The sequence below is a fragment of the Pseudomonas serbiensis genome (assembly GCF_030580745.1).
Lineage (GTDB): Bacteria > Pseudomonadota > Gammaproteobacteria > Pseudomonadales > Pseudomonadaceae > Aquipseudomonas > Aquipseudomonas serbiensis.
Map to the genome: position 1 here is coordinate 29567 of NZ_JAUQOO010000024.1, position 24963 is coordinate 54529.

Genomic DNA, 24963 nt, shown 5'->3' on the forward strand with positions numbered 1-24963 from the left:
TCAGCGAGGACCGCCACCAGGACCAAAACCCGGACCAGGACCGCCCGGACCACCGGGGCCGCCACCACCCTGATGATGACCGCCGCCTCCGCCACCGCCGTGACCACGAGGGCCGGGCCAGAACGGCCAGCAGCCGGAAACCGAAGTCAGGACAACGATCACCATCGCTATTTTTGCTACTCGACTCAACATCCGAATTTACTCTCTCATGAAGCAGTGATTGACTACTGCTCCCTATGACCGCAGCCAGCGATGGAAGTCGGTAGCAATCGGGTAGCCAAAGCGTAATAAAAGCGATACAAACAGACTTCACATGCCGATTTGTGCAGTGGCCATACACCTGTTCGCATGTGTAAGTTATTATGTGCGACTTTGGCGAGGGCCATGCCCCTCGCGTTTATCGAAACCCACACGGAAACACACTCCTGTGACACTGGAACAGAATTACACCGCCATATTGAGTCAGTTGGGCGAAGATGTTTCGCGCGAAGGCCTGCTGGACACGCCAAAGCGTGCAGCCAAAGCCATGCAGTACCTGTGTCGCGGTTATGAACAGTCTCTCGAAGAAGTGACCAACGGTGCTCTATTCAGCTCCGACGCCAGCGAGATGGTGATGGTCAGGGACATCGAACTGTACTCGCTGTGCGAGCACCATCTGCTGCCGTTCATTGGCAAGGCCCATGTCGCCTACATCCCCAATGGCAAGGTATTGGGCCTGTCGAAAGTGGCGCGTATCGTCGACATGTTCGCCCGGCGCCTGCAGATTCAGGAAAACCTGAGCCGTCAGATCGCCGAAGCCATCCAGCAGGTGACCGGCGCCCTGGGCGTTGCAGTGGTCATCGAAGCCCAGCACATGTGCATGATGATGCGCGGCGTGGAAAAACAGAATTCCTCGATGATCACTTCGGTGATGCTTGGCGAGTTCCGTGAAAACGCAGCGACCCGCAGCGAATTCCTCAGCCTTATCAAGTAAGGCGCAGCAGCCTGCGCCGCCTGTTGGCGCGGGCCCGCCCTTTCAATGCGTGCCCCGCAAGAGGTTTGACCGTGTTCATGAAAGCCCTCAGGGTTGGCCTTGGCCAGCTCGTTATCTTCGCTGACTTCCTGACCCGCCCGGCCAGGAAGAAACGCGAACCTCAGGCTCAGGCTGCCGTCGATCAAGCAGCCAGAGATCTGGCCCTGTACCAGTTCCATGCCTGCCCGTTCTGCGTGAAGACCCGCCGCACCCTGCGCCGCCTCAATGTTCCGGTCGCCCTGCGGGACGCCAAGAACAATGAAAACGACCGCCAGACGCTGCTCAACGAAGGCGGCAGGATCAAGGTGCCTTGCCTGCGTATCCAGGAAGGCGACAAGACCACCTGGCTCTACGAGTCCAAGGCCATCATCGAGTACCTGGATCAGCGCTTCAGCACTGTCTGAACCTTTGGGCTGCCTGCATCAACGCGGGCAGCCATCCTCGCGACACGCCACATACGCCTTCAACTCCTTGACCCGCACGCGGGTATGCTCGGCCAGACACTGTGATTGCAGCAAAGGCCAGATCGACCCCGAATCCTCAGCCTTGCCCACGCGATACAGGCAGTCGGCATCGCGGAAGGCGATCCACTTGAGCTGCGCGTCCTTGAGTGCCTGCTTCCTGGCGGGATCTTTCAGCCAGCTCATCTGCGCCTTGTACTGCCTGTTCAACTCAGCATCAAGCGCAGTCAGGTCCTTGCCGGCACATTGATTCATGCTGGCCTGGTTGGCATTGCAATCCTCGGCCTGCGCCGAGCAACCAATGCCCAGCGCAATGACGGCTGCCAGAGCGGCGATGGAATTTCTCACGAAACGCTCCTCTCTCTTTCGATCAATCCAGCATGCCCACATAACCGGGCTGCTCCTTGACCCGTTCCAGCCATTGTTGAATGCCAGGATATGGGGCCAGGTCAAAACCGCCCTGATGGGCAACGTGGGTATAGGCGTAGAGGGCGATATCGGCGATGGAAAAACTGTCGCCCACCAGGAACGGCGTGCGCTTGAGCTGCTGCTCCATCACTGCAAGGGCCCGATAGCCAGACTTCTGCAATGCACGGTACTCGGCCAGACGCTCTTCAGGCAGACCCAGATAGAACTGAATAAAACGTGCCACCGCGATCGCAGGCTCATGACTGTACTGCTCGAAGAACTGCCATTGCAGCACTTGCGTACGCAGCCGCGGCTCAGTAGGCAGGTAGACGCTGCCATCGGCCAGGAAATTGAGAATCGCATTGGACTCCCACAGGCAGGTGCCGTCACTGAGTTCCAGCACCGGAATCTTGCCATTGGGGTTCTTTTCCAGGAACGCCGGGGTCTGGGTTTCGCCATTGAGAATATCGACGGGCACCCACTGGTACTCGCTGCCCAGCAGGCTGAGCATCAGTTTGACCTTGTAGCAGTTGCCTGAGTTGTAATCGCCGTAAACCTTGTACATCGCCCTGCTCCCGCTGGAATCCCTTGTATTGGATCGAATCAAGCCGCCTGCCTTGCACTGGCCTGGCGAATTACCGCTGCCAATCGTTTCAAGCCCTCATCCAGACGCGCCGGATCAATATGGCTGAAGTTCAACCGCAGATGACCGTGGTTGGCCTCCGGGTTCGCAAAGAACGGTTCACCCGGCATAAAAGTCACATCCTGAGACAGCGCAGCATCCAGCAAAGTGCGGGTATCGAGCTTCTGCTTGAGCGTCAGCCAGAAGAATAATCCACCTTGCGGGCTGTTCCAGTCGGCCAGGTCGCCAAAGTGTTCCTGCAAGGCCGCCTCGAATGCATCGCGTCGCTGCCGATAGAACCCACGCAACTCACTCAGATGTTCACGATAGTGTTCGGTGCCGATCCACTGCAAGGCCTGCCACTGACCGATACGGTTGGTGTGCAGATCGGCAGATTGCTTCAGGCGCAGCAGGTGCGGGAACAGGTCCGCACTGGCAATCAGGTAACCGACACGCAACCCCGGCAGCAAGGTTTTGGAGACGGTTCCGGTATAGATCCAGCTGGCCTTTTTGAGACGAGCGACAATCGGTCTTGCATTGCCGCCATCAAAGGTCAGTTCGCGATAAGGCTCATCTTCGATCAACGTCACGCCAAACTCGTCGAGCAGGGCCGCGACCGCATCACGGCTCGCTTCGCTATAACGCACTGCCGATGGATTCTGAAAGGTCGGAATCAGGTAGGCGAACGCAGGCTTGTGTTGCTCCAGACGCTGCCGCAAGGCAATCAGATCCGGCCCCTCGGCCTGCAAGGGCACGGTCAGGCAATCGGCGCCGAACAACTGGAAGATTTGCAGCGCTGCCAGGTAAGTCGGGGCTTCCAGCAGGATTTCAGTGCCTTTGTCGATGTACAGCTTGGCGGCCAGATCAAGCGTCTGCTGCGAACCGCTGACGACCAGGACCTGGCTGGCCTGACAAGGAACACCCAGCGCCCGCGCCTCGGCGGCCAGCGCTTCACGCAGCTCGGGCTCGCCTTCGCTCATGCCGTATTGCCCCAGCGTCAACGGCATGTCGGCCCACTCCACTTTCGGCAGCATGGACTCGGCAGGCAAGCCGCCGGCAAAGGACATCACTTCAGGCCGTTGTGCAGCGGCCAGGATTTCGCGAATCAATGAACTTTTCAGGCGGGTAACACGTTCGGAGAAAGCCATGGCAACTACCTGTAGCCGAGTGAAAGGGAAATACGTCAAACTTGTTGACTCAAATTACGACGCCAAGCCCGGATACGTCAACATGCTTGACCTTAAAAATCCTGCCAATCAGCAAATTGCCATGGAAGCCTTCTTTTTCGGCTACCAGGCATTTACCGCCAAGGCCGATGAAATGCTGGCCCGGCGCGGGCTCAGCCGTGTTCATCAGCGCATTGTGTTTTTTATTGCTCGCTACCCCGACCTGAGCGTGAAAGAGCTGCTCACCGTGCTGGGGGTCAGCAAACAGGCGCTCAATGTGCCACTGCGCCAGTTGATTGCCATGGAGCTGGTACACAGCACGACACCTGATACCGACAAGCGCAAGCGACTGCTGGTGCTGAGCGAAGAAGGAATCAGATTCGAGCAGGCGTTGCGCCAGGAACAGGTGAAGCTCTTGCAGCGGGTATTCTCCGACGCAGGTCAGGCTGCGGTGGATGGATGGCTAACCGTCAACCAGGCGCTGGGGCAGACGCTCCAGTCGGGCGCCCGGCCCGGCGGCACAGATACCGATAACTGAATAAGAAATACCGACACCTTTCAAACCTGCCCGTTTAAGGAAAGCCCTGCATGAACGAGACCCTCAAGGCGCCACTGCGCCCATTGGCAGACTCATCACCTTCAGCCGTGGTCGCTGGTTTCATTGCAATGATGACCGGCTGCACCAGTTCGCTGGTGCTGATGCTTCAGGCAGGGCAGTCTGCTGGCCTCACCAGTGGCCAGATGTCATCCTGGCTCTTGTCGATGTTCATAGGCATGGCGATTTGCAGTATCGGGTTGTCGCTGCGCTACCGCACGCCGATCAGCGTGGCCTGGTCAACACCCGGCGCCGCCTTGCTGATTACCACACTGGGCGGCGTGGCTTACCCGGAGGCTATCGGCGCGTTCATCACCTGCTCGCTCCTGGTGATCATCTGCGGCATGACCGGCAGTTTCGAGCGGCTGGTCAAGCGCTTGCCCGCCTCCCTGGCGGCGGCCTTGCTGGCCGGGATCCTGTTCAAGATCGGCAGCGATATCTTCATCGCCGTACAGCATCGCACCAGCCTGGTACTGGCCATGTTTTTCACCTACTTGCTGGTCAAACGAGTCTCGCCGCGCTATTCGGTACTGGCGGCGCTGCTGGTGGGGATCGCAATAGCCGGCGTGCTGGGGCTGCTGAATTTCACTGACCTCTCTCTGGAAGTGGCCGCGCCGGTCTGGACGACGCCTTCGTTCTCGCTGGCGGCGACCATCAGCATCAGCATTCCGTTATTCGTGGTGGCAATGACTTCGCAGAACATGCCAGGCATCGCCGTGTTGCGTGCCGATGGCTATCACACGCCCTCTTCGCCTCTGATTACAGCCACGGGCATCACCTCGCTGCTGACCGCACCCTTTGGCTGCCATGGGCTCAATCTGGCAGCGATCAGCGCCGCCATCTGCACCAGCCCCAATGCCCATGAAGACAAGAAAAAGCGTTATACGGCCGCCGTCTGGTGCGGGGTTTTCTACGGCATCGCCGGAATCTTCGGCGCGACCCTGGCGGCATTGTTCGCAGCCTTTCCAAAGGAGCTGGTGCTGTCGATTGCCGCTCTGGCGCTGTTTGGCTCACTCATCAACGGCCTGACCGTCGCCATGAACGAGCCCAAGGAGCGGGAAGCGGCACTCATCACCTTTATGGTCACCGCATCAGGCCTGACCCTGTTTTCCATTGGTTCGGCACTCTGGGGAATCGTGGCCGGGGTACTGACGCTGGTGATCCTCAATATGCGCAAGAGTGGATGAGGTTAAAGCCTGAAATGCCCGACCATCCCCTTCAGTTCCACTCCCAATGAGGCCAGTTCAAGACTGGAAGCTGCGTTGCCCTGCATGGCCAGAGCCGACTGATCGGCACTGGCACGGATGCTTGTCACACTGCGGTTGATCTCCTCGGCCACCGAGCTTTGCTGCTCGGCGGCTGCGGCGATCTGCTGGTTCATCTGCTGAATCATGGAGACAGCCACCGCAATACCACCCAACGCGCTTTCGGTTTGCAGCGCATCGCTGACCGCCAGCTTCACCAGCTCGCCACTGCTCTGAATCTGCTCAACCGATGCCTGCGCACCACTTTGCAACCTGAACACCAGATTCTCGATCTCCTGGGTTGACTGCTGAGTACGCTTGGCAAGGGCGCGAACTTCATCCGCCACCACCGCAAAACCACGCCCTTGCTCACCCGCCCGAGCGGCCTCGATAGCAGCATTGAGTGCCAGCAGGTTGGTTTGTTCGGCAACGCTTTTGATCACATTCAAGACCTGGCCGATGTTCTGAATCTCGGCACTCAGGTTCTGGATACCCTGGCTGGCAGACTGCGATGAACTGGCCAGTTGCTCGATACGCTGCATGCTCTGACGCACCACCGCCTGCCCACCGTCCACCTTTTCATCAGCCGTCTGAGCAGCCAATGCAGCCTCTTCGGCATTACGCGCCACATCATGGACAGTGGCGGTCATCTGATTCATCGCTGTGGCGACCTGTTCGGTTTCTTCCTTCTGGGAACTGACTTCCAGGTTGGTCTGTTCAGTAACGGCCGACAAGGAGTGCGCCGAGTTCGACAGCTGCTCGATGCCCGACTGCAAGCCACTGACAATACGGCTCAAGCCCTCGCCCATCTGCTGCATGGCGAGCATCAACTGACCGATTTCATCGCGCCGCCGAACCTGCACACTGCCACTCAAGTCTCCTGCGGCAATGCGCTGTGCCAGGCCGATAACACTGCGCAGCGGGCCGACGATCAAGCGGGTAATCAACCAGGAAACAATAAACCCCACCAACAAGGCCACCACCGACGACCCGATAATCTGCAAGGTATTGGCGGTGAGCTGAGTCTGCATGGACTGATCTTCGGTGGCAGAAACCTGCTTGACCAGTTCCACCACTTGCCGGGCATTGGTCGCCAACTGGCCGGAAACCTGAGCTTCCCTGGCCAGCAGGTCGGTGTACTCCTTGAGCTTTTCGGTGAAGCTGACGATGTGCGTGCTGACTTCACCCAACACCGTCAGATAACCCTCATCCTTGATCTGGGACTTGAGTTCTTCGGCCAGCCCCCTGGCTTGATCGGCCTGCTCGATGGTCCCGGTTTTCGCAGCTTCGCCCGACCCGGTCCTGCGGCTCTTGTCCAGACGTACACGGGCTTCGTCCATGGCCTGCTGCATCAGCTTCGATACCTGACTGACCTTGCCGGCCTGCTCGACGAACTCGGCACCTTGCTGGCCTTGGGAATCCTTCAGGGTCCAGGTTCCATCATCGGCCAGCCCGGCCTGCAACACTTCAAGATTGTTGGCTACGCTGGACACCGACCAACTGGCCATTTCCAGTGCCAGATCCTTGCTTTGACTGATATCGACGAATTCATCGAAAGAGGTGCGGTAGGCACCCAATGCCTGCCGAACCTGAGAAAGCATCGCCTCGTTGGCAGGCGACTGCTCTTGCAGCGATTGCGCCAGAGTGCTCAGGTCATCGATTCGGGTGTGAATCTGCTCCACGACCCTGGGATCGCTGTGCAGGGCGTATTCCTGCTCAAGCAAGCGTACACGCAGCAGCCCACTATTAAGGGAAGACATCTGTTTCAGGCCATCGACATGCTGGCTGATGCTTTTCAGCGACCAGACACCAATGGCCGCCACCAGAGCCGTCAACAGCAGCACCAGAGTAAAACCAAAGCCCAGCTTCTTCGCCATACCGAGGTTGGCGAAGCGTCCTTGAATGGCCAAGATCATAGCGTTCAATCCCCGTTCGACTCATTCGCCTTGAATGATCCACTCACGAGGCCATTCAATATCCATGCACATTCGCAACGGGTCGGAGCAAGCGCAAGCCTGCGGCTCATGAATAATGGCAAAGAGCTATGCAGACGTCGCTTTCAGGATGGTTGCCTCGGCAACAGGCGGCTGAACGCTCCGCCTGCACAGAGAAACGCGATGCTACAAGAGGGATTCGTGCTTCAAGAATGGGCAGCGGCGGATACCAGCAGCGTCCCGGCATCCACATCGAGAATGGCCTGCGTACCCAGAGGCACGGCCTGATTGACGTCGCCATGACCCACCGGCAGGCCGCCCAGGACCGGAATCCCCAGATTGCCCAGTCGTTCCTGCAACACGTGGGCCGGAGTGATCGAACCGGCGGTATGGGCAGGCACACTGAAATCGCCCGCTGCGATACCGGCCAGACGCTGCAGGATCCCGCAATTGCCCAGATGAGTCAGCAGACGGTCGACCCGATAAGCCGCTTCCCCGACATCCTCGATCAGCAGGATGGCACCTGTCAGATCCGGCATGTAAGGCGTGCCGATGCAGGTGCTGAGCATGCTCAGATTGCCACCGAGCAGCAAACCCTTGGCGCTGCCTTGAGTTCGCACACTACCGGTCGCAGCCTCGGGATCGGCCTTGAGCAGCACCGGCTCGGCGCTCATCAGCACATGGCGCATGCCGCTGACGAACAAGCCGCCACGCTCCAGTTGAGCCGCCACCGGGCCGTGGATGGTCGCAAGACCTGCATGCGTCCATAGCGCGCCGTGCAGGGCCGTGATATCGGAAAAGCCGGTGACCAGCTTCGGATCGCGCCGAACGGATTCAAAATCCAGTTGCCCAAGAATTCGCTGCGTGCCGTAACCGCCACGGTTGCAGATCACCGCACGGATTTCCGGGTCGGCCAGTGCGCTGTTCAGATCCGCGAGGCGGTCCTCGTCAGTGCCGGCATAAAAGGAATGCTTGCCCAATGCATGGGGATAGACCCGCGGCTTCAATCCCCAGCCCTTCAGCACCTCCACTGCGGCTTCGACCTTGGAGGCAACCACCGGCCCGGCAGGCGACACCAGCGCAACAGCGTCACCTGCACGCAGCGCGCGGGGATAAAGGGTTGGCAAATTCGTAGGGGACATTGCGCGACAATCCAGACTTTCAATGAACAGGCAATGTAGAGCACCACTGCGGGTGACTCAAGTCGAAACACCTTCGGTGACGACTGCCAACAGGCATCATCCTGCTGGATGGAGCCGCATTCGCTACATGACCGTTGCTTGCCTCAAAGAGCATCAACAGCTTCAATCAGCCTTTCTTCTTCAGATCGAGGACCTGTCATGACCACTCTTTCCAATCGCCAGTTTCTGCTCGCCAAGCGACCTGTTGGCCATCCCGGCAGAGAGAACTTCACGTATCAGGAGGTACCGGTCGCAGAAGTGGCAGACGGACAGATTTTGGTGCGCAACCAATTCCTTTCCCTCGACCCGGCCATGCGTGGCTGGATGAACGAGGGCAAATCCTATATCCCGCCGGTTGAACTGGGCCATGTCATGCGCGCCCTGGGCGTTGGCGAAGTGATCGAATCGAAGAACCCGCAGTTCGCGGCAGGCGACTACGTACAAGGTTCGGTAGGGGTTCAGGATTACTTCGTCGGCGAACCCAAAGGCTTTTACAAGATTGATCCAAGACTCGCGCCGCTGCCCCGCTACCTTTCCGCGCTGGGCATGACCGGCATGACCGCCTACTTCGCACTGCTGGATGTGGGCGCCCCGAAAAGCGGCGACACCGTAGTGATCTCCGGTGCAGCCGGTGCGGTGGGCAGCGTGGCCGGGCAAATCGCCAAGCTCAAGGGCTGCCGGGTCATCGGCATCGCGGGCGGGCAGGAAAAGTGCCGCTCGCTGATCGACGAACTGGGTTTCGATGGCGTTATCGACTACAAGAGCGAAGACGTTCTGGCAGGACTGAAACGCGAGTGCCCCAAAGGCGTGGACGTGTATTTCGATAACGTCGGTGGCGATATCCTGGATGCCGTGCTCAGCCGCCTGGCACCGCGAGCCCGCGTCGTGATCTGTGGCGCCATCAGCCAGTACAACAACACCTCACCGATCAAAGGGCCGAGCAACTACCTGTCGCTGCTGGTCAACCGCGCGCGCATGGAAGGCTTTGTGGTGCTGGACTACGCCTCGCGTTTCGCCGAAGCCGGTCAGGAAATGGCAGGCTGGATTGCCGAAGGCAAGCTCAAGAGCCGTGAGGATGTGGTCGACGGGCTGGAAACCTTCCCTGAAACCCTGCTCAAGCTCTTCAGTGGCGAGAACTTCGGCAAGTTGGTGCTGAAGGTCTGATAGGAACGATCAGTCAAGGAACAAAACTTGTGGGAGACAGCTTGCTGGCGAAAAAGCCTCAAAACCGGCAGATATTCTGCGTCTGTACGCTGAAGTCGCCAGCAAGCTGCCTCCCACAAAGTGATTTATGACCTTAACTGTACCAGCATGATCCTACCGGAGGATCAGGCCAGTTCGGCAACCACAGCCGCCAGGGCCTGTGCCGGATCGGCGGCCTGGCTGATCGGACGGCCGATGACCAGATAGTCGGAACCAGCGTCCAGCGCCTGACGCGGTGTCAGGATACGACGCTGGTCGTCCTGGGCGCTGCCAGCAGGGCGAATGCCGGGGGTGACCAGTTGCAGGGACGGATGAGCAGCCTTCAGCGCCTGGGCTTCCAGAGCCGAACATACCAGACCGTCCATGCCGGCTTTTTCCGCCAGGGCAGCCAGACGCAGCACCTGCACTTGAGGGTCGATATCCAGACCGATACCTGCCAGGTCTTCACGCTCCATGCTGGTCAGTACGGTAACACCGATCAACAGCGGTTGAGGGCCACTGCGCTTTTCCAGCACTTCACGGCACGCCGACATCATGCGCAAGCCGCCGGAACAATGCACGTTCACCATCCAGACACCCATTTCCGCTGCCGCCTTGACAGCCATGGCCGTGGTGTTGGGAATGTCGTGAAATTTAAGATCCAGAAAAACCTCGAAGCCCTTGTTACGCAGGGTTTCAACGATATCCGAAGCGCAACTGGTGAACAGTTCCTTGCCGACCTTGACCCGGCACAGTTTCGGATCAAGCTGGTCAGCCAACCGTAAGGCGGCGTCACGGGTCGGAAAATCCAGGGCGACGATGACAGGAGTCTGGCAGGCGGACATGAGCGTGTTCTCAGGTAAGTCGAAATCGGCGCGCATTGTAGCCGAACCTGCTGGCGGACGGGACCTGGACTTTAAAAAAGCCAATACGCACTTACAGCGCTCACCCTTGCAGCCTTGCGCACCAAACCTGCGCCAGAACACGAGGCAGCGACCAGAGCCGTTCTGCAAACGACCTCATTTGAAGCAATACGACGACGATTCATGCACTGGCACGGAGCCTGCAAACAAAGCAAATAAAAAGAGCAAGCAAAAAAATATTTCAATGCTTTTCGGACCCTCAGGGAGAAACACATGAGTCAACAACTCAAGCCAACGCTAGGCACAATTCACTTATGGGGGATCGCAGTCGGGCTGGTGATCTCCGGCGAATACTTCGGCTGGAGCTACGGCTGGGGTGTGGCGGGAACACTCGGATTTCTGGTCACGGCCTTGATGGTCGCAGCGATGTACACCTGCTTCATCTTCAGCTTCACCGAACTGACCACTGCCATTCCCCACGCGGGCGGGCCATTCGCCTACAGTCGCCGCGCATTCGGAGAGAAAGGTGGATTGATCGCTGGCATGGCGACGCTGATCGAATTTGTCTTTGCGCCACCGGCCATTGCCTTGGCAATCGGTGCCTACCTGAACGTGCAGTTTCCGACCCTGGACCCCAAGCATGCAGCGGTCGGCGCCTATATCGTCTTCATGACCCTCAATATTCTGGGCGTGAAGCTGGCGGCGACCTTTGAGCTGGTTGTCTGCGTCCTGGCCGTGGCCGAGTTGCTGGTGTTCATGGGCGTGGTGGCTCCGGCCTTCAGTTTCAGTAACTTCGCACTGCATGGCTGGGCAGGTTCAGATACCTTCGGGCCGGGCGCGATTGCCGGTATGTTCGCCGCGATTCCGTTCGCAATCTGGTTCTTCCTGGCTATCGAAGGTGCAGCCATGGCTGCCGAAGAAGCCAAGGACCCGAAACGTACCATTCCGAAAGCCTATGTCAGCGGCATCCTGACCCTCGTAGTGCTGGCCATCGGCGTAATGCTGTTTGCGGGCGGTGTCGGCGACTGGCGCACCCTGTCCAACATCAACGACCCGCTGCCACAGGCCATGAAGGCCGTGGTGGGCGATAACTCCGGCTGGCTGCACATGCTGGTCTGGATCGGCCTGTTCGGGCTGGTTGCCAGTTTCCACGGGATCATCCTGGGTTACTCGCGTCAGTTCTTCGCCCTGGCGCGTGCCGGTTACCTGCCCGCTTCGCTGGCCAGGCTCTCACGCTTCCAGACGCCTCACCGGGCAATCATCGCGGGCGGCCTGATCGGCATTGCAGCCATCTACAGCGACGGCCTGATCAACCTGAGCGGTATGACCCTGACCGCAGCCATGATCACCATGGCCGTATTCGGTGCAATCGTGATGTACATCATGAGCATGCTCAGCCTGTTCAAACTGCGCAAGACCGAACCCCTGCTGGAACGCAGCTTCCGCGCACCGGGCTACCCTGTCGTGCCAGGAATCGCCCTGGCGCTGGCCGTGGTATGCCTGGTGGCAATGGCCTGGTTCAACATGCTGATCGGGTTCATCTTCCTCTGCTTCATGGCTGTAGGCTTCATCTACTTCAGCCTTACCTCCCAATCGCGCGCCAACGCCCCTGCCGACGCGATGCTGACCGGCTCATAACAGCAAAAGGCCGCGTGAAACCATCACGGTTTCACGCGGCCCTTCCAGAGCGCATACACTTGAACCATTGGGCAACACCTTGCTCAAACCGGTATGACTACAAGGAGAGTGCTATGCCCTGGTATGCCTGGTTGATTCTGATCGTTGCAATTGGCTCCATCGTCGGCGGCCTGATGTTACTGCGCGACACAGCACAAAAGCTGCCTCTGACCGAAGAGCAGCTCAAGCGTATTCATGAACGTAATGCGCAGATGGATGCCAAGGAAGCCAAGGATCAGTGATCCTGGCCTTCTCTCACCTTCCAGCCTTCTTGCTCGCTGCCTTGTCTTGCGCAGCCGAGTAAGGAGGCACGGCCAATACCTTTATGTGCAGAGGCTCGAAGATCTTCGCGAACGCCCCACTGTCACGCAACTGCTGCAACAACTGATCAAACTTCGTTGCGCTGATGCTGCCACCCGGACGCAACAGTGCATATTGACGATAGAGCTGATCCACCCGCTCGGACACCAGAAACTGCTCGGCTTCGGTCGGGTTGTGCGCCATGAAATCCACCAGGTAAGAGCGCGTTACCGGCGCAATATCCACACGTTCGCGTATGACCATCAATAAATTGCTGTCATGTGAATAGGTCAGCGTGACGTTGAAGTTCTCGCTCAGAAACTTCGGGTCGGCATTGAAGTTGGCAAACCCATAGTGATAACCACTGAACAGAGCCAGGCGTTTATCGGACAGGTCGTCGAAATAACTCTGCTGACGCCCTTCCGCCCGTCGGGCAACAAAGACTTCGGCATCTTCCAGCCCCATATCCACTTTGTCATAGGCAACACTTTTCCAACCCCAGTCCGGGTTTTCAAAAATGGCAATGTCGAAGCGACCTTGTGCAAAGTCACGAAAGCGACGCTGCACGGAAGTCGGCACCACCACGAACTCGTAGTCGTGCTGACTGGCATTCAAGGCCTCGATAAGCTTGGGCAGAAGCCCGGTATCATTGCCTCTTTCAGGGCGAATCATATAGGGCGGAAAATGCACGGCCGCAACCTGCACGACTTGAGCGGCTTGAACCTGCCAGCTCAATAACAGCGATACAATCAGCATCGCTCCCCTGCGCAACAACACATCGGTTATTACTGCGTGCGTCTTCATGAAAAGGTATCGGTCAAAAACGCCACACGCTATGCGCTTTCAGCAGTTTAAACAACTACCAAATCAATGAATCGGCATAATCGGATGCGCCATGAAAGCCGACAGGTGAATGGCGACAAAAGACAAGGCACTCAAGGAGTATTCAACGGTCGATTGAAGTATCGGCAACCCCGTGGCAAAACCTTATCGAGCATAGCCGAATGAATATGGCTACTCTGATCTCACTCAAACTGTTGGATGGAGCTTCATAATGCCGCATTGGCTGGTGATCGACCTGGAGGCTACCACCGAGGAAGGCGGATGGCCGGTCGCAGAAATGGAAATCATCGAGATCGGTGCAACGCTGGTGAATCAGGACGGACGCGAACTGGATCATTTCGAGCGCTTCGTACGCCCCGCACGCCGCCCCTTGCTGACGCACTTCTGCCGAGAACTGACCCACATCAGCCAAAGCAATATCGACAGCGCCGCACCGCTGACCAGCGTATGGCCACAATTCGAGCGCTGGCTCAGCCATCATCAGGCCCGTGTTGTCGGCTGGGCCAGCTGGGGCGATTACGACCGCAGGCAACTGGAGGAGCAGTGGCGCCAGCATCATCTGCAAAGCGCCCTGAGCGAGATGCCCTATGTGAACCTGAAGCAGCGCTTCGCCGAGGCCCGCCAACTACAACGCGCGCCGGGGCTCAACAGCGCGCTGCAACTGGCCGGCATGCAGTTCAGCGGCCAGCAACACCGCGCTCTGGTCGATGCACGCAACACCGCCAGACTGCTGCCGCTGATTCTTCCCAATTGAATATCAGGATTGCCAAGTGACGATGGTTGATACCTTGGGCATACTATTCGACCCTTTTCAGCCCTTTCACCAAGGAATCTCGCATGTTCAAGGTCAATGAATACTTCGACGGCACTGTCAAATCCATCGCTTTCAGTCAGACGGAAGGCCAGGCCACCATTGGTGTGATGGCAGCGGGCGAATATGAGTTCGGCACTGCACAACGCGAAATCATGCATGTCATCTCCGGCGAACTGATCGTCAAGCTACCGGACAGCACTGACTGGGAAACCTTCAGCACCGGCAGCCAGTTCAATGTACCGGCCAACAGCAAGTTTCAGTTGAAGGTAAGTGTCGATACTGCTTACCTGTGCGAATACCGCTGAGTAAAGCCAAGGCTGCGTGCCAGACACGCAGCCAGCCAAAGCCTCAACCCATCTCGCCTTCCATCTGCACATTAAACTGAAGTGCCGCAAGACGCGCATACAGCGCATTGCCGGCTATCAGTTGCTGATGCGTCCCCACCGCCACCAGACGCCCCTGATCGATGACTGCAATACGGTCGGCATTCTGTACCGTGGCCAGTCGATGGGCGATAACCAGCGTCGTACGCCCCTTCATCAGGCTTGGCAGCGCCTGCTGGATAAGGTGCTCGCTTTGAGCATCCAGCGCACTGGTCGCTTCATCCAGCAACAGAATCGGTGCATCGACCAGCAATGCCCTGGCAATCGCCAGACGCTGCCGCTGACCACCGGACAACCCAAGGCCGCCATCCCCCAGATGGGTCTTGTAGCCATCAGCCATTTGCATGATGAACTCATGGGCATGAGCAATGCGCGCTGCGGCTTCCACCTGCTCGATACTGGCCTCTGAGTTGCCATAGCGAATGTTGTCTTCGACACTGCCGAAGAACAAGGCTGGCGTCTGTGAAACGAGGGCAAAGTTGCGACGCAGGTCTTGAGGATCAAGCTGAAGAATGGGGGTCCCTTCAATCAGGATGCGGCCCTGCTGAGGATCGTAGAAACGCAGCAACAAATCGAACAGCGTGGACTTGCCCGCCCCCGATGGACCGACCAGCGCGATGGTTTCACCGGCCACGATGCTCAGGGTCAGATCGTCGACCGCATTGTGATCGAGCCGTGACGGGTAGGCAAAACTGACGCCCTCGAACGCCAGACGACCACTGATTCTGCCCGGCAGACAAAGCAGGCCGCTGGCTGGAGGTGTGATTTCGCTACAGACCTGAAGCAGTTCGCTGATGCGCTCGGCAGCACCCACGCCGCGCTGCAACTCGCCAATCACCTCACTCAGCGAACCAAAGGAAGTGCCTACCAGAAGGGCGTAAAACACAAAGGCCGATAATTCACCGCTGCTGATGGTGCCCTTGATCACGTCCATCCCGCCAACCCACAGGATCACGCCAACAGCACCCAGTACCAGCGAGATCACGATGGTAATCAGCCAGGACCTTTGCAAGATATACTTGCGTGCCGTACCGAAGGCATTCTCGACCGTCCGGGAAAAATGCGCCTTGTCGTGCTCCTGGTGGTTATACGCCTGAACGGTCTTGATCTGCCTCAGCGCTTCGGCGACATAACTGCCTACATCAGCCACACGGTCCTGCGTCTCTCGAGACAGACGACGCACCCGGCGACCGAATACCAGGATTGGCACGATCACCAGTGGCAAGGTGAGCACCACGATACTGGTCAGCTTCGGGTTGGTGATGAACAAAAGAATGATGCCGCCAATCACCATCAGCGCACTGCGCAGGAATACCGACAGAGACGACCCCACCACCGACTGCAGCAAGGTGGTATCTGCCGTCAGGCGGGACTGGATTTCCGAGCTGCGGTTATTTTCATAGAAAGCCGGATGCAGATTGATCAGGTGCTCGAATACGCGATTGCGCAAATCCGCCACAACCCGCTCGCCGATCCAGGACACCAGATAAAAGCGGGTAAAGGTGCCGATCGACAACCCCACAGTCACCAGCAGGAAAAAACCGATGGATCGCTCAAGTTGTTCAGCCGAGCCCGTCACGAACCCCTGATCCACGATCATCTTGATGCCCTGCCCCATGAAGAGCATGAGACCTGCCGTAATGATCAAGGCCAGCAATGCCCCCAAAGCCTGCCAGCGGTAAGGGACGAGAAAACTCAGAGCCAGACGGATAGAAGGCCGCTGAGCGATGGAAAACACCGACGACATAATCATTAAACCTGTATGGGGGGCAGGAAAGCCAAGCGTTATGACGCCTTGCTTCTCTTCTAGAAAGGATCGATCTAAGCAAATACTGGCGGTTTTATATCATTTCTGTTGCACTGGGACTCCGCTTGCGACTGGAAGTGTCACTGCACGGTCATCAAACGCGGGTAGTTTAGATGTAACACCTGATCAAGGAGAAAGACTATGAACGTGCAAGAAAGCAGCAATCAAGTCCAGGTCGTTCGATCCACCCCCGACCTCTCTGTAGGTGGCGCTGTGCTCGACAAGGATGGACACGAAGTCCTCATTACCGAAGAAATGGTTCAGGCTGCCTGCCAGGAATGCGAAAAGTTCTGGGTCACGCCTGCAAAGCAGAATAATTAAGCATCACCCCATTTTTCAGAACCCGACCCAGTGTCGGGTTTTTTCTGCCTTGAATCCTGTGTGCCTGTTCAGACAAGCGATGCACCCAGCGCCAAGACCATCTGCTTCAAGGCCTGCGAATCGCCTTCCAGCCGGACTTTCAAACCCTCGATTTCCCGACGTGGCGGGTAGTGCTTGCGCAAGGCATCGAAAGCCAGACGCTGGCTGGCGGTATCGTTCACCAGGCTGCGACGGAAATCGGCATCGTCGCGACGCGGATCATAGACCCCCCTGCACAGCATGTTCAGTGCCCAGACAGGATCGGTTTGCCCGTCCAGGCTGACTTGCGCCAGCCAGGGCCGAGGCAGCAGATCGTCCAGAAGAATGGTTGCCGGCTGATCGAGAAAGGCACAGAGCGCCTGATAGATCTGCGCGGTTCCACGCTGCCTGCCATCAAGGCTGTAGCCTGCAATATGCGGCGTGCCGATCACGCACAGATCCGCCAGCGGCACGTTGACCTGAGGTTCGCCTTCCCATACATCGAGTACCGCTTGCAGGTCTTCACGCTCAAGCAGGACATCATGCAGCGCAACGTTATCGATCACTGCACCACGACTGGCATTGATAAGCCAGGCACCCTGCCTGAGCTGAAGTAACCGCGACTTATCGAACAGATGCCAGGTTGGCTGCTCCCCCACCCTGGTCAAAGGCGTGTGCAGGCTGATGACATCGCAGCGCTCAACGATATCGTCCAGGCTGACGAACTCGCCGCCCTCGCCAGCCCGAGGCGGATCACAGACCAGTACGTTCCAGCCCAGAGCCTTCAACACCTTGATCAGGCGGCCACCCACCTGACCTGCACCCACGACACCATAAGTGCGCTGCTTGAGGTCTGCACCTTCGATTTCGGCCAGGGTCAGCAAACTGCCCAATACATAATCCACAACGCCTCGGGCATTGCAGCCAGGAGCGCTGGACCATTGAATGCCCGCCTGCTGGAAATACTCCAGATCCAGATGGTCCGTCCCAATGGTGCAGGTCCCGACGAAACGCACCGGGCTGCCTTCAAGCATCGTGCGGTCAACGTTTGTCACCGAGCGCACCAGCAGGATATCGGCATCGGCAACCGCGGCCCGATCGATAGAGCGCCCCGGCAGACGGCGTATCTCGCCAAAATGAGCGAAAAAGGCATCAAGCAGCGGGATATTTTCGTCAGCGACAATGCGCATGAAAGAGTCTCTGGTAACTGAGGGATAACCCGTAGTGAAACACGATTGCGGCAGGTAAAACCTGCCTCAATCCTGTTTCTTGCGAATCCAGTAGAGAAAAGTACCGCCATCGGTCTGTTGTTCGACCAGTTCATGCCCTAGAAACACACAAAACTTGGGAATGTCACGACGGGTCGAAGGGTCCGTGGCGATCACCTTGAGCAGGCCACCGGCATGCAGGTCACGAACCTTCTGATGCAACATCATCACAGGTTCAGGACAATTGAGGCCGCTGGCATCCAGGGTTGCATCAACAGGCTGGTTTTCGATGGGTTCAGACATGAGGCACTCCAAAAACTGGCGGCAATTGTCGCTCAATTGATTCAATCAGGCCAATCAGCCCTTGCGCGGGCGGGCTGGCTTGGCAACGTCCAGCCTACGCAGGTGGCAGGTCACTTCCTCGCGGTCGTGATAAAGCTGCTTGCAGCCAATCGAAACCCTGACACCACGCGCCTGGAACCCTTCCTCGATACGATCAAGCAGCCGACGCACTTCAGCGTAACGCTGCTTCATGGGCAGTTTGAGATTGACCACGGCCTCACGGCACAGACCCTCTCCCAGCCAGGTTTCCAGCAAGGCGGCGTTACGTGCCGGTTTTTCGACGATGTCGCAGACCATCCAGTCCACTGTCTGGCGAGGCTTGTAGGTAAAACCATCGGCCATCAAATGCTGCACCAGACCGGTATCCATCAGGCTTTCGGCCATCGGTCCGTTATCGATGGCCGTTACCAGCATGCCACGACGCACCAGTTGATAGGTCCAGCCACCCGGCGCCGCCCCCAGGTCTACGCCGGTCATGTCGCTGGACAGGCGCTCATCCCACTCCTGACGCGGGATAAAGTGATGCCAGGCCTCTTCGAGTTTCAGGGTCGAACGGCTTGGCGCTTCACGAGGAAACTTCAGACGCGGAATCCCCATGGGCCACATCGCCGAGTTATCTGCCTCGGCCAGACCGAGAAACACCTCTCGGCCACTCTTGAAGGTCAGCAACAGACGCGGCTTGCGCGAATCGTCCACCAGCTTGCCCGCCTGGGTCAGCGCCTTGCGCAGCGGAGCCTCGAATTTCTTGCAGAAATTCGACAGTTCCTTGCCATCGTTGGTGTCGACCACTTCCAGCCACACGCTGCCGCAGACAGGAAAACTCGCCATATGAGCCAGGATCACACTGATGCGGTCGGTTTCAGGTAAATCGAGAAAGACTCCCCGAGCCCACTGCCGAGGGAAGATCAAGCGATCAAAACGCTGACCGCTCATCAGACGCCGGGCACCATCCTCTTCAGTGCAAATGAATTCGGCACAGGCCGTATCGGGCTTGGCCTTGGCATAACCTGCCACGTTCAGGCGTGCAGCATGGTCGGATATCTCCGAACAGACCTCGCTCTCAAAACCGGGTCGACAATGCATAAACAGCGTATTCATGGTGACTCACGGCCCCGCAGACTTGAAAGCCGCGCATGATAGCCCAATCAGGAACCACTGGCGCAGCCCGACAGTCCACAGAATGTCGAGCCTCGGACTGCGCTCCCGACCTGTTGCATGGAGCCAGTACCGCTTGCATAACTCTTTAAGGAGTCATTCATGCCCTCCCTGGATAGCCTGAAAAGCCTGAAAACACTCGAAATCGATAACAAGACCTATCACTACTTCAGCCTGCCGGAAGCCGCCAAATCATTGGGTGACCTGGACAAGCTGCCCATGTCGCTCAAAGTGCTGCTGGAAAACCTGTTGCGCTGGGAAGACAACAAGACCGTCACCGGAGCCGACTTGAAGGCCCTTGCGGCCTGGCTGACCGAACGCCGTTCGGACCGCGAAATTCAGTACCGCCCGGCCAGGGTTCTGATGCAGGACTTTACCGGCGTGCCCGCTGTGGTGGATCTGGCCGCAATGCGCGCCGCCGTGGCCAAGGCCGGTGGCGACCCACAGCGTATCAACCCGCTATCGCCGGTTGATCTGGTCATCGATCACTCGGTCATGGTGGACCGGTTTGGCGATCCCGACGCCTTCAGCGACAACGTCGATATTGAAATGCAGCGCAACGGAGAACGTTATGCCTTCCTGCGCTGGGGCCAGAGCGCCTTCGATAACTTCAGCGTCGTACCGCCGGGCACCGGAATCTGCCATCAGGTGAACCTGGAATACCTGGGCCGCACGGTCTGGACCAAGGAAGAGGATGGCCGCACTTATGCATTCCCCGACACCCTGGTCGGCACCGACTCCCACACCACCATGATCAACGGCCTGGGTGTGCTGGGTTGGGGCGTGGGCGGGATCGAAGCCGAAGCGGCCATGCTCGGCCAGCCGGTGTCGATGCTGATCCCGGAAGTGATCGGTTTCAAACTGACCGGAAAGCTCAAGGAAGGCATCACCGCGACGGATCTGGTGCTGACCGTCACCCAGATGCTGCGCAAGAAAGGCGTGGTCGGGAAATTCGTCGAATTCCATGGCGACGGGCTGGCCGACCTGCCGCTGGCTGACCGCGCAACCATTGCCAACATGGCACCCGAATATGGTGCAACCTGCGGTTTCTTCCCGGTGGATGATGTAACGCTGGATTACCTGCGCCTTTCCGGCCGCCCGGATGAAACGGTGAAGCTGGTGGAAGCTTATTGCAAGGCGCAGGGCCTGTGGCGACTGCCTGGCAAGGAGCCTGTGTTCACCGACAGCCTGGAACTGGACATGAGCACTGTACAGGCCAGCCTGGCGGGGCCGAAACGTCCGCAGGACAGAGTCGATCTGCCTGCCGTCGCCCAGGCATTCGATGACTTTCTCGGCCTGCAGGTCAAACCTGCCCGCACAGAAGAAGGTCGCCTGGAAAGCGAAGGCGGCGGTGGCGTGGCCGTGGGCAATGCCGAACAGCTCAGCGGCGAAGCTGAATATGAGCACAACGGCCAGACTTATCGCCTGAAAGACGGCGCAGTCGTTATCGCGGCCATTACGTCCTGCACCAACACCTCCAACCCCAGCGTGATGATGGCAGCCGGGCTGGTGGCGAAAAAAGCAGTGGAAAAAGGCCTCAAGCGCAAGCCTTGGGTAAAAAGCTCGCTGGCTCCCGGCTCCAAGGTCGTCACCGATTACTACAAGGCCGCTGGCCTGACGCAATACCTTGATGCATTGGGCTTCGATCTGGTGGGTTATGGCTGTACCACCTGCATCGGTAATTCCGGGCCACTGCTTGAGCCCATAGAGAACGCCATCCAGAACTCGGACCTGACCGTGGCCTCGGTATTGTCCGGTAACCGCAATTTCGAGGGCCGCGTACACCCATTGGTCAAGACCAACTGGCTGGCGTCACCACCGCTGGTTGTGGCCTATGCCTTGGCAGGTAGTGTGCGCATCGATATCAGTAGCGAACCGCTGGGTGAAGGTTCGGACGGCAAACCGGTTTACCTGCGCGATATCTGGCCCAGCCAGAAAGAAATCGCCGAGGCAGTAGAAAGCGTCAACACCAGCATGTTTCACAAGGAGTACGCCGAGGTCTTTGCCGGTGACGAACAATGGCAGGCCATCGAAGTCCCTCAGGCGGCCACCTATGTCTGGCAGCCGGACTCCACCTATATTCAGCATCCGCCGTTCTTTGCAGAAATTGCCGGCCCTTTGCCGGTGATCGAAGATATTCAAGACGCACGGATCCTGGCACTGCTGGGTGACTCGGTCACCACTGACCATATTTCCCCGGCGGGCAATATCAAGACTGAAAGCCCGGCCGGACGCTACCTGCGCGATCAGGGCGTAGAACCCAAGGACTTCAACTCCTACGGATCACGTCGTGGCAACCATGAAGTGATGATGCGCGGCACCTTCGCCAATATCCGCATTCGCAATGAAATGCTCGGCGGCGAGGAAGGCGGCAATACCCTTCACGTACCCAGCGGCGAAAAGCTGGCCATCTACGACGCCGCGATGCGCTATCAGGCAGAAGGCACGCCACTGGTGATTATCGCGGGCCAGGAATACGGCACCGGCTCAAGCCGCGACTGGGCAGCCAAAGGTACGAACCTTCTGGGCGTAAAAGCCGTCATCGCCGAAAGCTTTGAGCGGATTCATCGCTCCAATCTGGTAGGGATGGGCGTGCTGCCCCTGCAATTCAAAAATGACCAGAACCGCAAATCCCTGAAGCTGACGGGCAAGGAGACACTGGAAATCAGCGGGCTGACACATGCAGAGGTGCAGCCGGGCATGAACCTGACGCTCAAGATCACCCGGGAAGACGGCAGCCAGGAAAATCTGGACGTACTATGCCGGATCGACACCCTCAACGAAGTCGAATACTTCAAGGCAGGAGGCATTCTGCATTACGTGTTGAGGCAGTTGATTGCGTCGTGACGTCGTGAAAATGATGCATGGCCAATATCTATTGATACCGCACACGCCCGGTGGAACCCCCTAGAATCTCCGCTTTTGCTTCAGGAGATTCTCAATGGCACCAAGGCTGTGGGTATTTTTCGGCCTGCTTGGCCTCGGCTACTCCATTGCCCTGTTTTACGGGCAACTGGAGTGGCCCGCGGCCCTGGCTGTCGGCGTTCTGCTTATTGCAGGGCTTTGCGCAAGGCAGTAAGGAAACAGGATTGTCCGCGGGCTTGGGCATGCCACCTTCATTGTCACGGGCATTGCGCTGGCCAGTCATCTGTTGCCCGGTTTCAACAACGCAAAAGTGTTCGACGCGGTTCGCTTCAGCCCTGAGGCCGCGCCCTTCTCCATGTCCCTGAATCTGGACAAACCCCTGATCGGCTTCTGGATACTGCTGTTCTGCCCCTGGATACTGGCGTCAACAGGCGTTGCACGCTCACTGAAAGTCGCAGCCGGCACGCTGATCGCCAGCAGCGTACTGTGCATGACAACGGCAATAGCCCTCGGGGTAACCGGCTGGTCTGCAAAATGGCCGGAGCACGGCACACTCTGGCTATTGAATAATCTACTGCTGGTGACATTGACCGAAGAGCTGTTTTTCCGCGCTTATCTGCAAGGTGCATTGCAACAATTTTTTAACAAACTATGGTTTGGTAGCACACTTGCCATCAGTATCGCTGCCATACTGTTCGGGCTTGCCCATGCGGGCTCGGGATGGCAGTGGATATTGCTCGCGGGCCTGGCTGGGGCAGGTTATGGCATCGCTTATCGGTTCGGTGGCCTGCTGGCCTCGGTGATCACTCACCTGGGGTTGAATCTGGTGCATTTCGGCCTGTTCACCTACCCGATGCTCAATCGATAAGCATTGATGGATGACAATGAATCGCTAATCATTTCGCTTAACAGGCTCAATTTACAGGTAAGTTTGCCGATAACTCTCCGAAGCCTATTGGATCGAAGGACCGAAAGCCATGCGTAACAACCAGCCAATCACTCAACGTGAGCGGACATTTCCTGCTGAACAGCGGTTGATTTCTACCACCGATACCAAAGGCGTGATCACCTACTGCAACGAGATTTTCCAGGAAGTCTCCGGTTTCAGTCATGAAGAGCTGATAAAGGCTCCGCATAATCTGGTTCGTCATCCTGACGTCCCTCCGGCCGTTTTCGAGCACATGTGGACCACTCTGAAACGTGGCCAGCCGTGGATGGGTATCGTCAAGAACCGCTGCAAGAATGGCGATCACTATTGGGTCAACGCCTATGTGACGCCAATGTTCGAGAACAAGCAGGTGGTTGGCTTCGAGTCCGTGCGTGTCAAACCGACCGCCGAACAGATCAAGCGTGCCGAAGCGCTGTATGCACGAATCAATAAAGGCAAGTCGGCCATTCCTGGCCGCGATAAATGGCTGCCGGTGCTGCAGGACTGGCTGCCGTTCATCCTTGTCAGCCAGTTGAGCTTCATGATCGGAGCCTGGCTCAACTCTCACTGGGGCTTCATTCTGGCCGCCGTATTGTCCGTGCCGCTGGGCCTGCTCGGCCTGACCTGGCAGCAGCGCGGTATCAAGCGCCTGCTGCGTCTGGCAGAACAAACCACTTCGGACCCGCTGATCGCGCAGATGTATACCGACAGCCGGGGCCCGCAGGCCCGTCTGGAAATGTCGATCCTCAGCCAGGAAGCACGGCTGAAAACCTGCCTGACCCGCTTGCAGGACACCGCCGAACACTTGAATACCCAGGCACGCAAATCCAACTCGCTGGCCAATGCAAGCTCTTCCGGGCTGGAGCGTCAACGGGTCGAGACAGAACAAGTGGCAACCGCGATCAACCAGATGGCAACCACCACCCAGCAAGTCGCCAGCCATGTGCAGCGGGCAGCCGATGCCAGCCAGCAGGCCAATCAACTGACGCTCCGTGGCCGTGATATTGCCGGGGAAACCCGTGACGCGATTCAACGCTTGTCCACTTCCGTGGGCGAAACCGGCCTGACCGTCACGCAACTGGCCAAGGACAGCGATGAAATCGGTGGCGTGGTCGATGTGATCAAAGGCATTGCCGACCAGACCAACCTGCTGGCACTCAACGCAGCCATCGAAGCGGCACGCGCCGGGGAAATGGGCCGCGGCTTTGCCGTGGTAGCCGATGAGGTGCGTCAGTTGGCACAACGCACGACTGAGTCCACCGGACAGATCCATGGCCTGATCGCCAAACTGCAACAGACTGCCAATAATGCCGTGCAGACCATGAACTCAGGCCATCGTCAGGCCGAGGAAGGTGTTGCGCGGGTACTGGAAGCCGACGAGGCGCTGGTGGGCATCAGCGAAGCGGTCGCCAACATCACGGACATGGCCACTCAGATCGCCACAGCCACCGAACAACAAAGCTCGGTGGCCGAAGAGATCAGCCGCAATATCTCCACCATTGCCGAGCTGGCCGACCAGACGTCCGACGAGGCTCATCGCTCGGCAGTGCTCAGCGCCGAGCTGACCGACACCGCCAATTCGCAATATTCGCTGGTTGAACGCTTCAATCGATAAGCCTGCACGGAAAAAGACA

Annotated in this window: 24 protein-coding genes and 2 pseudogenes; 13 read left to right on the forward strand and 13 right to left on the reverse strand. The window is 58.0% G+C overall.

Annotation, left to right across the window (positions count from 1 at the left end; genetic code table 11):
* Nucleotides 1–192: a hypothetical protein gene (locus Q6A51_RS23935; protein ID WP_304575894.1), complete on the reverse strand. Its 192-nt coding sequence runs from the start codon at nt 190–192 to the stop codon at nt 1–3.
* 235 nt (nt 193–427) lie between these two features.
* Here Q6A51_RS23935 and folE point away from each other — a divergent pair, with 235 nt between their 5' ends.
* Together folE and Q6A51_RS23945 are read left to right on the forward strand one after the other, a co-directional pair.
* A complete protein-coding gene (folE, locus tag Q6A51_RS23940; protein WP_236124300.1) occupies nt 428–973 on the forward strand; it encodes a GTP cyclohydrolase I FolE in 546 nt (181 codons plus the stop codon).
* Between the two features lie 71 nt (nt 974–1044).
* The gene (locus Q6A51_RS23945; protein ID WP_201006231.1) at nt 1045–1416 is read left to right on the forward strand and encodes a glutaredoxin family protein; all 372 of its coding nucleotides are present in this window, start codon (nt 1045–1047) and stop codon (nt 1414–1416) included.
* An 18-nt stretch (nt 1417–1434) separates the two neighbouring features.
* Here the strand turns inward: Q6A51_RS23945 and Q6A51_RS23950 are convergent, their stop codons facing one another.
* From Q6A51_RS23950 to Q6A51_RS23960, 3 genes are read right to left on the reverse strand one after another with little or no spacing between them, the layout of a single operon-like run.
* Nucleotides 1435–1821, reverse strand: a complete 387-nt coding sequence (locus Q6A51_RS23950) for a lysozyme inhibitor LprI family protein (RefSeq protein ID WP_304575878.1) — start codon at nt 1819–1821, stop codon at nt 1435–1437.
* A gap of 22 nt (nt 1822–1843) precedes the next feature.
* The gene (locus tag Q6A51_RS23955; protein WP_304575879.1) at nt 1844–2446 is read right to left on the reverse strand and encodes a glutathione S-transferase family protein; all 603 of its coding nucleotides are present in this window, start codon (nt 2444–2446) and stop codon (nt 1844–1846) included.
* Between the two features lie 38 nt (nt 2447–2484).
* Entirely contained in the window at nt 2485–3651 is a 1167-nt protein-coding gene (locus Q6A51_RS23960) for an aminotransferase-like domain-containing protein (protein ID WP_304575880.1), read from the reverse strand.
* Between the two features lie 82 nt (nt 3652–3733).
* Between Q6A51_RS23960 and Q6A51_RS23965 the strand changes: the two genes are divergently transcribed.
* Both Q6A51_RS23965 and Q6A51_RS23970 read left to right on the forward strand, forming a co-directional pair.
* A complete protein-coding gene (locus Q6A51_RS23965) occupies nt 3734–4207 on the forward strand; it encodes a MarR family winged helix-turn-helix transcriptional regulator (RefSeq protein WP_304575881.1) in 474 nt (157 codons plus the stop codon).
* A gap of 50 nt (nt 4208–4257) precedes the next feature.
* Nucleotides 4258–5451 carry a benzoate/H(+) symporter BenE family transporter gene (locus Q6A51_RS23970; RefSeq protein WP_201019921.1) on the forward strand — a complete coding sequence of 398 codons (1194 nt, stop codon included), beginning with the start codon at nt 4258–4260 and terminating at the stop codon, nt 5449–5451.
* A gap of 2 nt (nt 5452–5453) precedes the next feature.
* Here the strand turns inward: Q6A51_RS23970 and Q6A51_RS27660 are convergent, their stop codons facing one another.
* From Q6A51_RS27660 to Q6A51_RS23980, 3 genes and pseudogenes are all read right to left on the reverse strand, one after another.
* Nucleotides 5454–6335 (reverse strand): methyl-accepting chemotaxis protein, encoded by an 882-nt coding sequence (locus tag Q6A51_RS27660; protein WP_374063458.1) that lies wholly within the window; start codon nt 6333–6335, stop codon nt 5454–5456.
* A pseudogene (locus Q6A51_RS27665) lies at nt 6312–7424 on the reverse strand (HAMP domain-containing protein); the annotation flags it as partial. The gene Q6A51_RS27660 and the pseudogene Q6A51_RS27665, both read right to left, overlap by 24 nt.
* A gap of 224 nt (nt 7425–7648) precedes the next feature.
* On the reverse strand, nt 7649–8584 hold the full coding sequence (locus Q6A51_RS23980; RefSeq protein ID WP_304575883.1) for a S66 peptidase family protein: 936 nt from the start codon (nt 8582–8584) through the stop codon (nt 7649–7651).
* Nucleotides 8585–8782: 198 nt separating this feature from the next.
* Between Q6A51_RS23980 and Q6A51_RS23985 the strand changes: the two genes are divergently transcribed.
* Nucleotides 8783–9787, forward strand: coding sequence for an NADP-dependent oxidoreductase (locus Q6A51_RS23985; protein ID WP_201019927.1), 1005 nt, complete (start codon nt 8783–8785; stop codon nt 9785–9787).
* Between the two features lie 164 nt (nt 9788–9951).
* Here Q6A51_RS23985 and pyrF read toward each other — a convergent pair whose 3' ends face one another.
* On the reverse strand, nt 9952–10650 hold the full coding sequence (gene pyrF / locus Q6A51_RS23990) for an orotidine-5'-phosphate decarboxylase (protein ID WP_200994097.1): 699 nt from the start codon (nt 10648–10650) through the stop codon (nt 9952–9954).
* Nucleotides 10651–10941: 291 nt separating this feature from the next.
* Between pyrF and eat the strand changes: the two genes are divergently transcribed.
* Together eat and Q6A51_RS24000 are read left to right on the forward strand one after the other, a co-directional pair.
* The gene (eat, locus tag Q6A51_RS23995) at nt 10942–12306 is read left to right on the forward strand and encodes an ethanolamine permease (RefSeq protein ID WP_201019929.1); all 1365 of its coding nucleotides are present in this window, start codon (nt 10942–10944) and stop codon (nt 12304–12306) included.
* A 113-nt stretch (nt 12307–12419) separates the two neighbouring features.
* Nucleotides 12420–12587: a DUF2897 family protein gene (locus Q6A51_RS24000; RefSeq protein ID WP_201006214.1), complete on the forward strand. Its 168-nt coding sequence runs from the start codon at nt 12420–12422 to the stop codon at nt 12585–12587.
* A gap of 13 nt (nt 12588–12600) precedes the next feature.
* Here Q6A51_RS24000 and Q6A51_RS24005 read toward each other — a convergent pair whose 3' ends face one another.
* Nucleotides 12601–13449 (reverse strand): substrate-binding periplasmic protein, encoded by an 849-nt coding sequence (locus Q6A51_RS24005; RefSeq protein ID WP_201006212.1) that lies wholly within the window; start codon nt 13447–13449, stop codon nt 12601–12603.
* A gap of 250 nt (nt 13450–13699) precedes the next feature.
* On the opposite strand from Q6A51_RS24005, the gene Q6A51_RS24010 reads away from it, so the two are divergent.
* A complete protein-coding gene (locus Q6A51_RS24010; RefSeq protein ID WP_201019931.1) occupies nt 13700–14242 on the forward strand; it encodes an exonuclease domain-containing protein in 543 nt (180 codons plus the stop codon).
* A gap of 83 nt (nt 14243–14325) precedes the next feature.
* The gene (gene ppnP / locus Q6A51_RS24015) at nt 14326–14607 is read left to right on the forward strand and encodes a pyrimidine/purine nucleoside phosphorylase (protein WP_201006209.1); all 282 of its coding nucleotides are present in this window, start codon (nt 14326–14328) and stop codon (nt 14605–14607) included.
* A gap of 43 nt (nt 14608–14650) precedes the next feature.
* Here the strand turns inward: ppnP and Q6A51_RS24020 are convergent, their stop codons facing one another.
* Nucleotides 14651–16432: an ABC transporter transmembrane domain-containing protein gene (locus Q6A51_RS24020; RefSeq protein ID WP_201019932.1), complete on the reverse strand. Its 1782-nt coding sequence runs from the start codon at nt 16430–16432 to the stop codon at nt 14651–14653.
* A gap of 201 nt (nt 16433–16633) precedes the next feature.
* On the opposite strand from Q6A51_RS24020, the gene Q6A51_RS24025 reads away from it, so the two are divergent.
* Nucleotides 16634–16813, forward strand: a complete 180-nt coding sequence (locus tag Q6A51_RS24025) for a PA1571 family protein (RefSeq protein ID WP_201006205.1) — start codon at nt 16634–16636, stop codon at nt 16811–16813.
* Between the two features lie 68 nt (nt 16814–16881).
* On the opposite strand, the gene pdxB is transcribed toward Q6A51_RS24025, so the two are convergent.
* The 3 genes from pdxB to rlmM form a co-directional block, all read right to left on the reverse strand.
* A complete protein-coding gene (gene pdxB, locus Q6A51_RS24030; RefSeq protein ID WP_304575884.1) occupies nt 16882–18021 on the reverse strand; it encodes a 4-phosphoerythronate dehydrogenase PdxB in 1140 nt (379 codons plus the stop codon).
* A 66-nt stretch (nt 18022–18087) separates the two neighbouring features.
* On the reverse strand, nt 18088–18342 hold the full coding sequence (gene tusA, locus Q6A51_RS24035) for a sulfurtransferase TusA (protein WP_201006201.1): 255 nt from the start codon (nt 18340–18342) through the stop codon (nt 18088–18090).
* A gap of 54 nt (nt 18343–18396) precedes the next feature.
* Entirely contained in the window at nt 18397–19479 is a 1083-nt protein-coding gene (gene rlmM / locus Q6A51_RS24040) for a 23S rRNA (cytidine(2498)-2'-O)-methyltransferase RlmM (protein WP_201019935.1), read from the reverse strand.
* Between the two features lie 159 nt (nt 19480–19638).
* On the opposite strand from rlmM, the gene acnA reads away from it, so the two are divergent.
* From acnA to Q6A51_RS24055, 3 genes and pseudogenes are all read left to right on the forward strand, one after another.
* On the forward strand, nt 19639–22383 hold the full coding sequence (acnA, locus tag Q6A51_RS24045; protein ID WP_304575885.1) for an aconitate hydratase AcnA: 2745 nt from the start codon (nt 19639–19641) through the stop codon (nt 22381–22383).
* Between the two features lie 94 nt (nt 22384–22477).
* Nucleotides 22478–23269 (forward strand): annotated as a pseudogene (locus tag Q6A51_RS24050) (CPBP family intramembrane glutamic endopeptidase).
* 109 nt (nt 23270–23378) lie between these two features.
* The gene (locus Q6A51_RS24055; RefSeq protein WP_201006194.1) at nt 23379–24944 is read left to right on the forward strand and encodes a methyl-accepting chemotaxis protein; all 1566 of its coding nucleotides are present in this window, start codon (nt 23379–23381) and stop codon (nt 24942–24944) included.
* The last annotated feature ends 19 nt before the right edge of the window (nt 24945–24963 follow it).

Bases quoted from the DNA above. Each gene is read 5' to 3' on its own strand.
- Q6A51_RS23935 (WP_304575894.1), bottom strand. From the start codon at position 192: ATGTTGAGTCGAGTAGCAAAAATAGCGATGGTGATCGTTGTCCTGACT.
- Q6A51_RS23955 (WP_304575879.1), bottom strand. From the start codon at position 2,446: ATGTACAAGGTTTACGGCGATTACAACTCAGGCAACTGCTACAAGGTC.
- Q6A51_RS23960 (WP_304575880.1), bottom strand. From the start codon at position 3,651: ATGGCTTTCTCCGAACGTGTTACCCGCCTGAAAAGTTCATTGATTCGC.
- Q6A51_RS23965 (WP_304575881.1), top strand. From the start codon at position 3,734: ATGCTTGACCTTAAAAATCCTGCCAATCAGCAAATTGCCATGGAAGCC.
- Q6A51_RS23970 (WP_201019921.1), top strand. From the start codon at position 4,258: ATGAACGAGACCCTCAAGGCGCCACTGCGCCCATTGGCAGACTCATCA.
- Q6A51_RS27660 (WP_374063458.1), bottom strand. From the start codon at position 6,335: ATGCTCGCCATGCAGCAGATGGGCGAGGGCTTGAGCCGTATTGTCAGT.
- Q6A51_RS23980 (WP_304575883.1), bottom strand. From the start codon at position 8,584: ATGTCCCCTACGAATTTGCCAACCCTTTATCCCCGCGCGCTGCGTGCA.
- Q6A51_RS23985 (WP_201019927.1), top strand. From the start codon at position 8,783: ATGACCACTCTTTCCAATCGCCAGTTTCTGCTCGCCAAGCGACCTGTT.
- pyrF (WP_200994097.1), bottom strand. From the start codon at position 10,650: ATGTCCGCCTGCCAGACTCCTGTCATCGTCGCCCTGGATTTTCCGACC.
- eat (WP_201019929.1), top strand. From the start codon at position 10,942: ATGAGTCAACAACTCAAGCCAACGCTAGGCACAATTCACTTATGGGGG.
- Q6A51_RS24000 (WP_201006214.1), top strand. From the start codon at position 12,420: ATGCCCTGGTATGCCTGGTTGATTCTGATCGTTGCAATTGGCTCCATC.
- Q6A51_RS24005 (WP_201006212.1), bottom strand. From the start codon at position 13,449: ATGAAGACGCACGCAGTAATAACCGATGTGTTGTTGCGCAGGGGAGCG.
- Q6A51_RS24010 (WP_201019931.1), top strand. From the start codon at position 13,700: ATGCCGCATTGGCTGGTGATCGACCTGGAGGCTACCACCGAGGAAGGC.
- ppnP (WP_201006209.1), top strand. From the start codon at position 14,326: ATGTTCAAGGTCAATGAATACTTCGACGGCACTGTCAAATCCATCGCT.
- Q6A51_RS24020 (WP_201019932.1), bottom strand. From the start codon at position 16,432: ATGTCGTCGGTGTTTTCCATCGCTCAGCGGCCTTCTATCCGTCTGGCT.
- Q6A51_RS24025 (WP_201006205.1), top strand. From the start codon at position 16,634: ATGAACGTGCAAGAAAGCAGCAATCAAGTCCAGGTCGTTCGATCCACC.
- pdxB (WP_304575884.1), bottom strand. From the start codon at position 18,021: ATGCGCATTGTCGCTGACGAAAATATCCCGCTGCTTGATGCCTTTTTC.
- tusA (WP_201006201.1), bottom strand. From the start codon at position 18,342: ATGTCTGAACCCATCGAAAACCAGCCTGTTGATGCAACCCTGGATGCC.
- rlmM (WP_201019935.1), bottom strand. From the start codon at position 19,479: ATGAATACGCTGTTTATGCATTGTCGACCCGGTTTTGAGAGCGAGGTC.
- acnA (WP_304575885.1), top strand. From the start codon at position 19,639: ATGCCCTCCCTGGATAGCCTGAAAAGCCTGAAAACACTCGAAATCGAT.
- Q6A51_RS24055 (WP_201006194.1), top strand. From the start codon at position 23,379: ATGCGTAACAACCAGCCAATCACTCAACGTGAGCGGACATTTCCTGCT.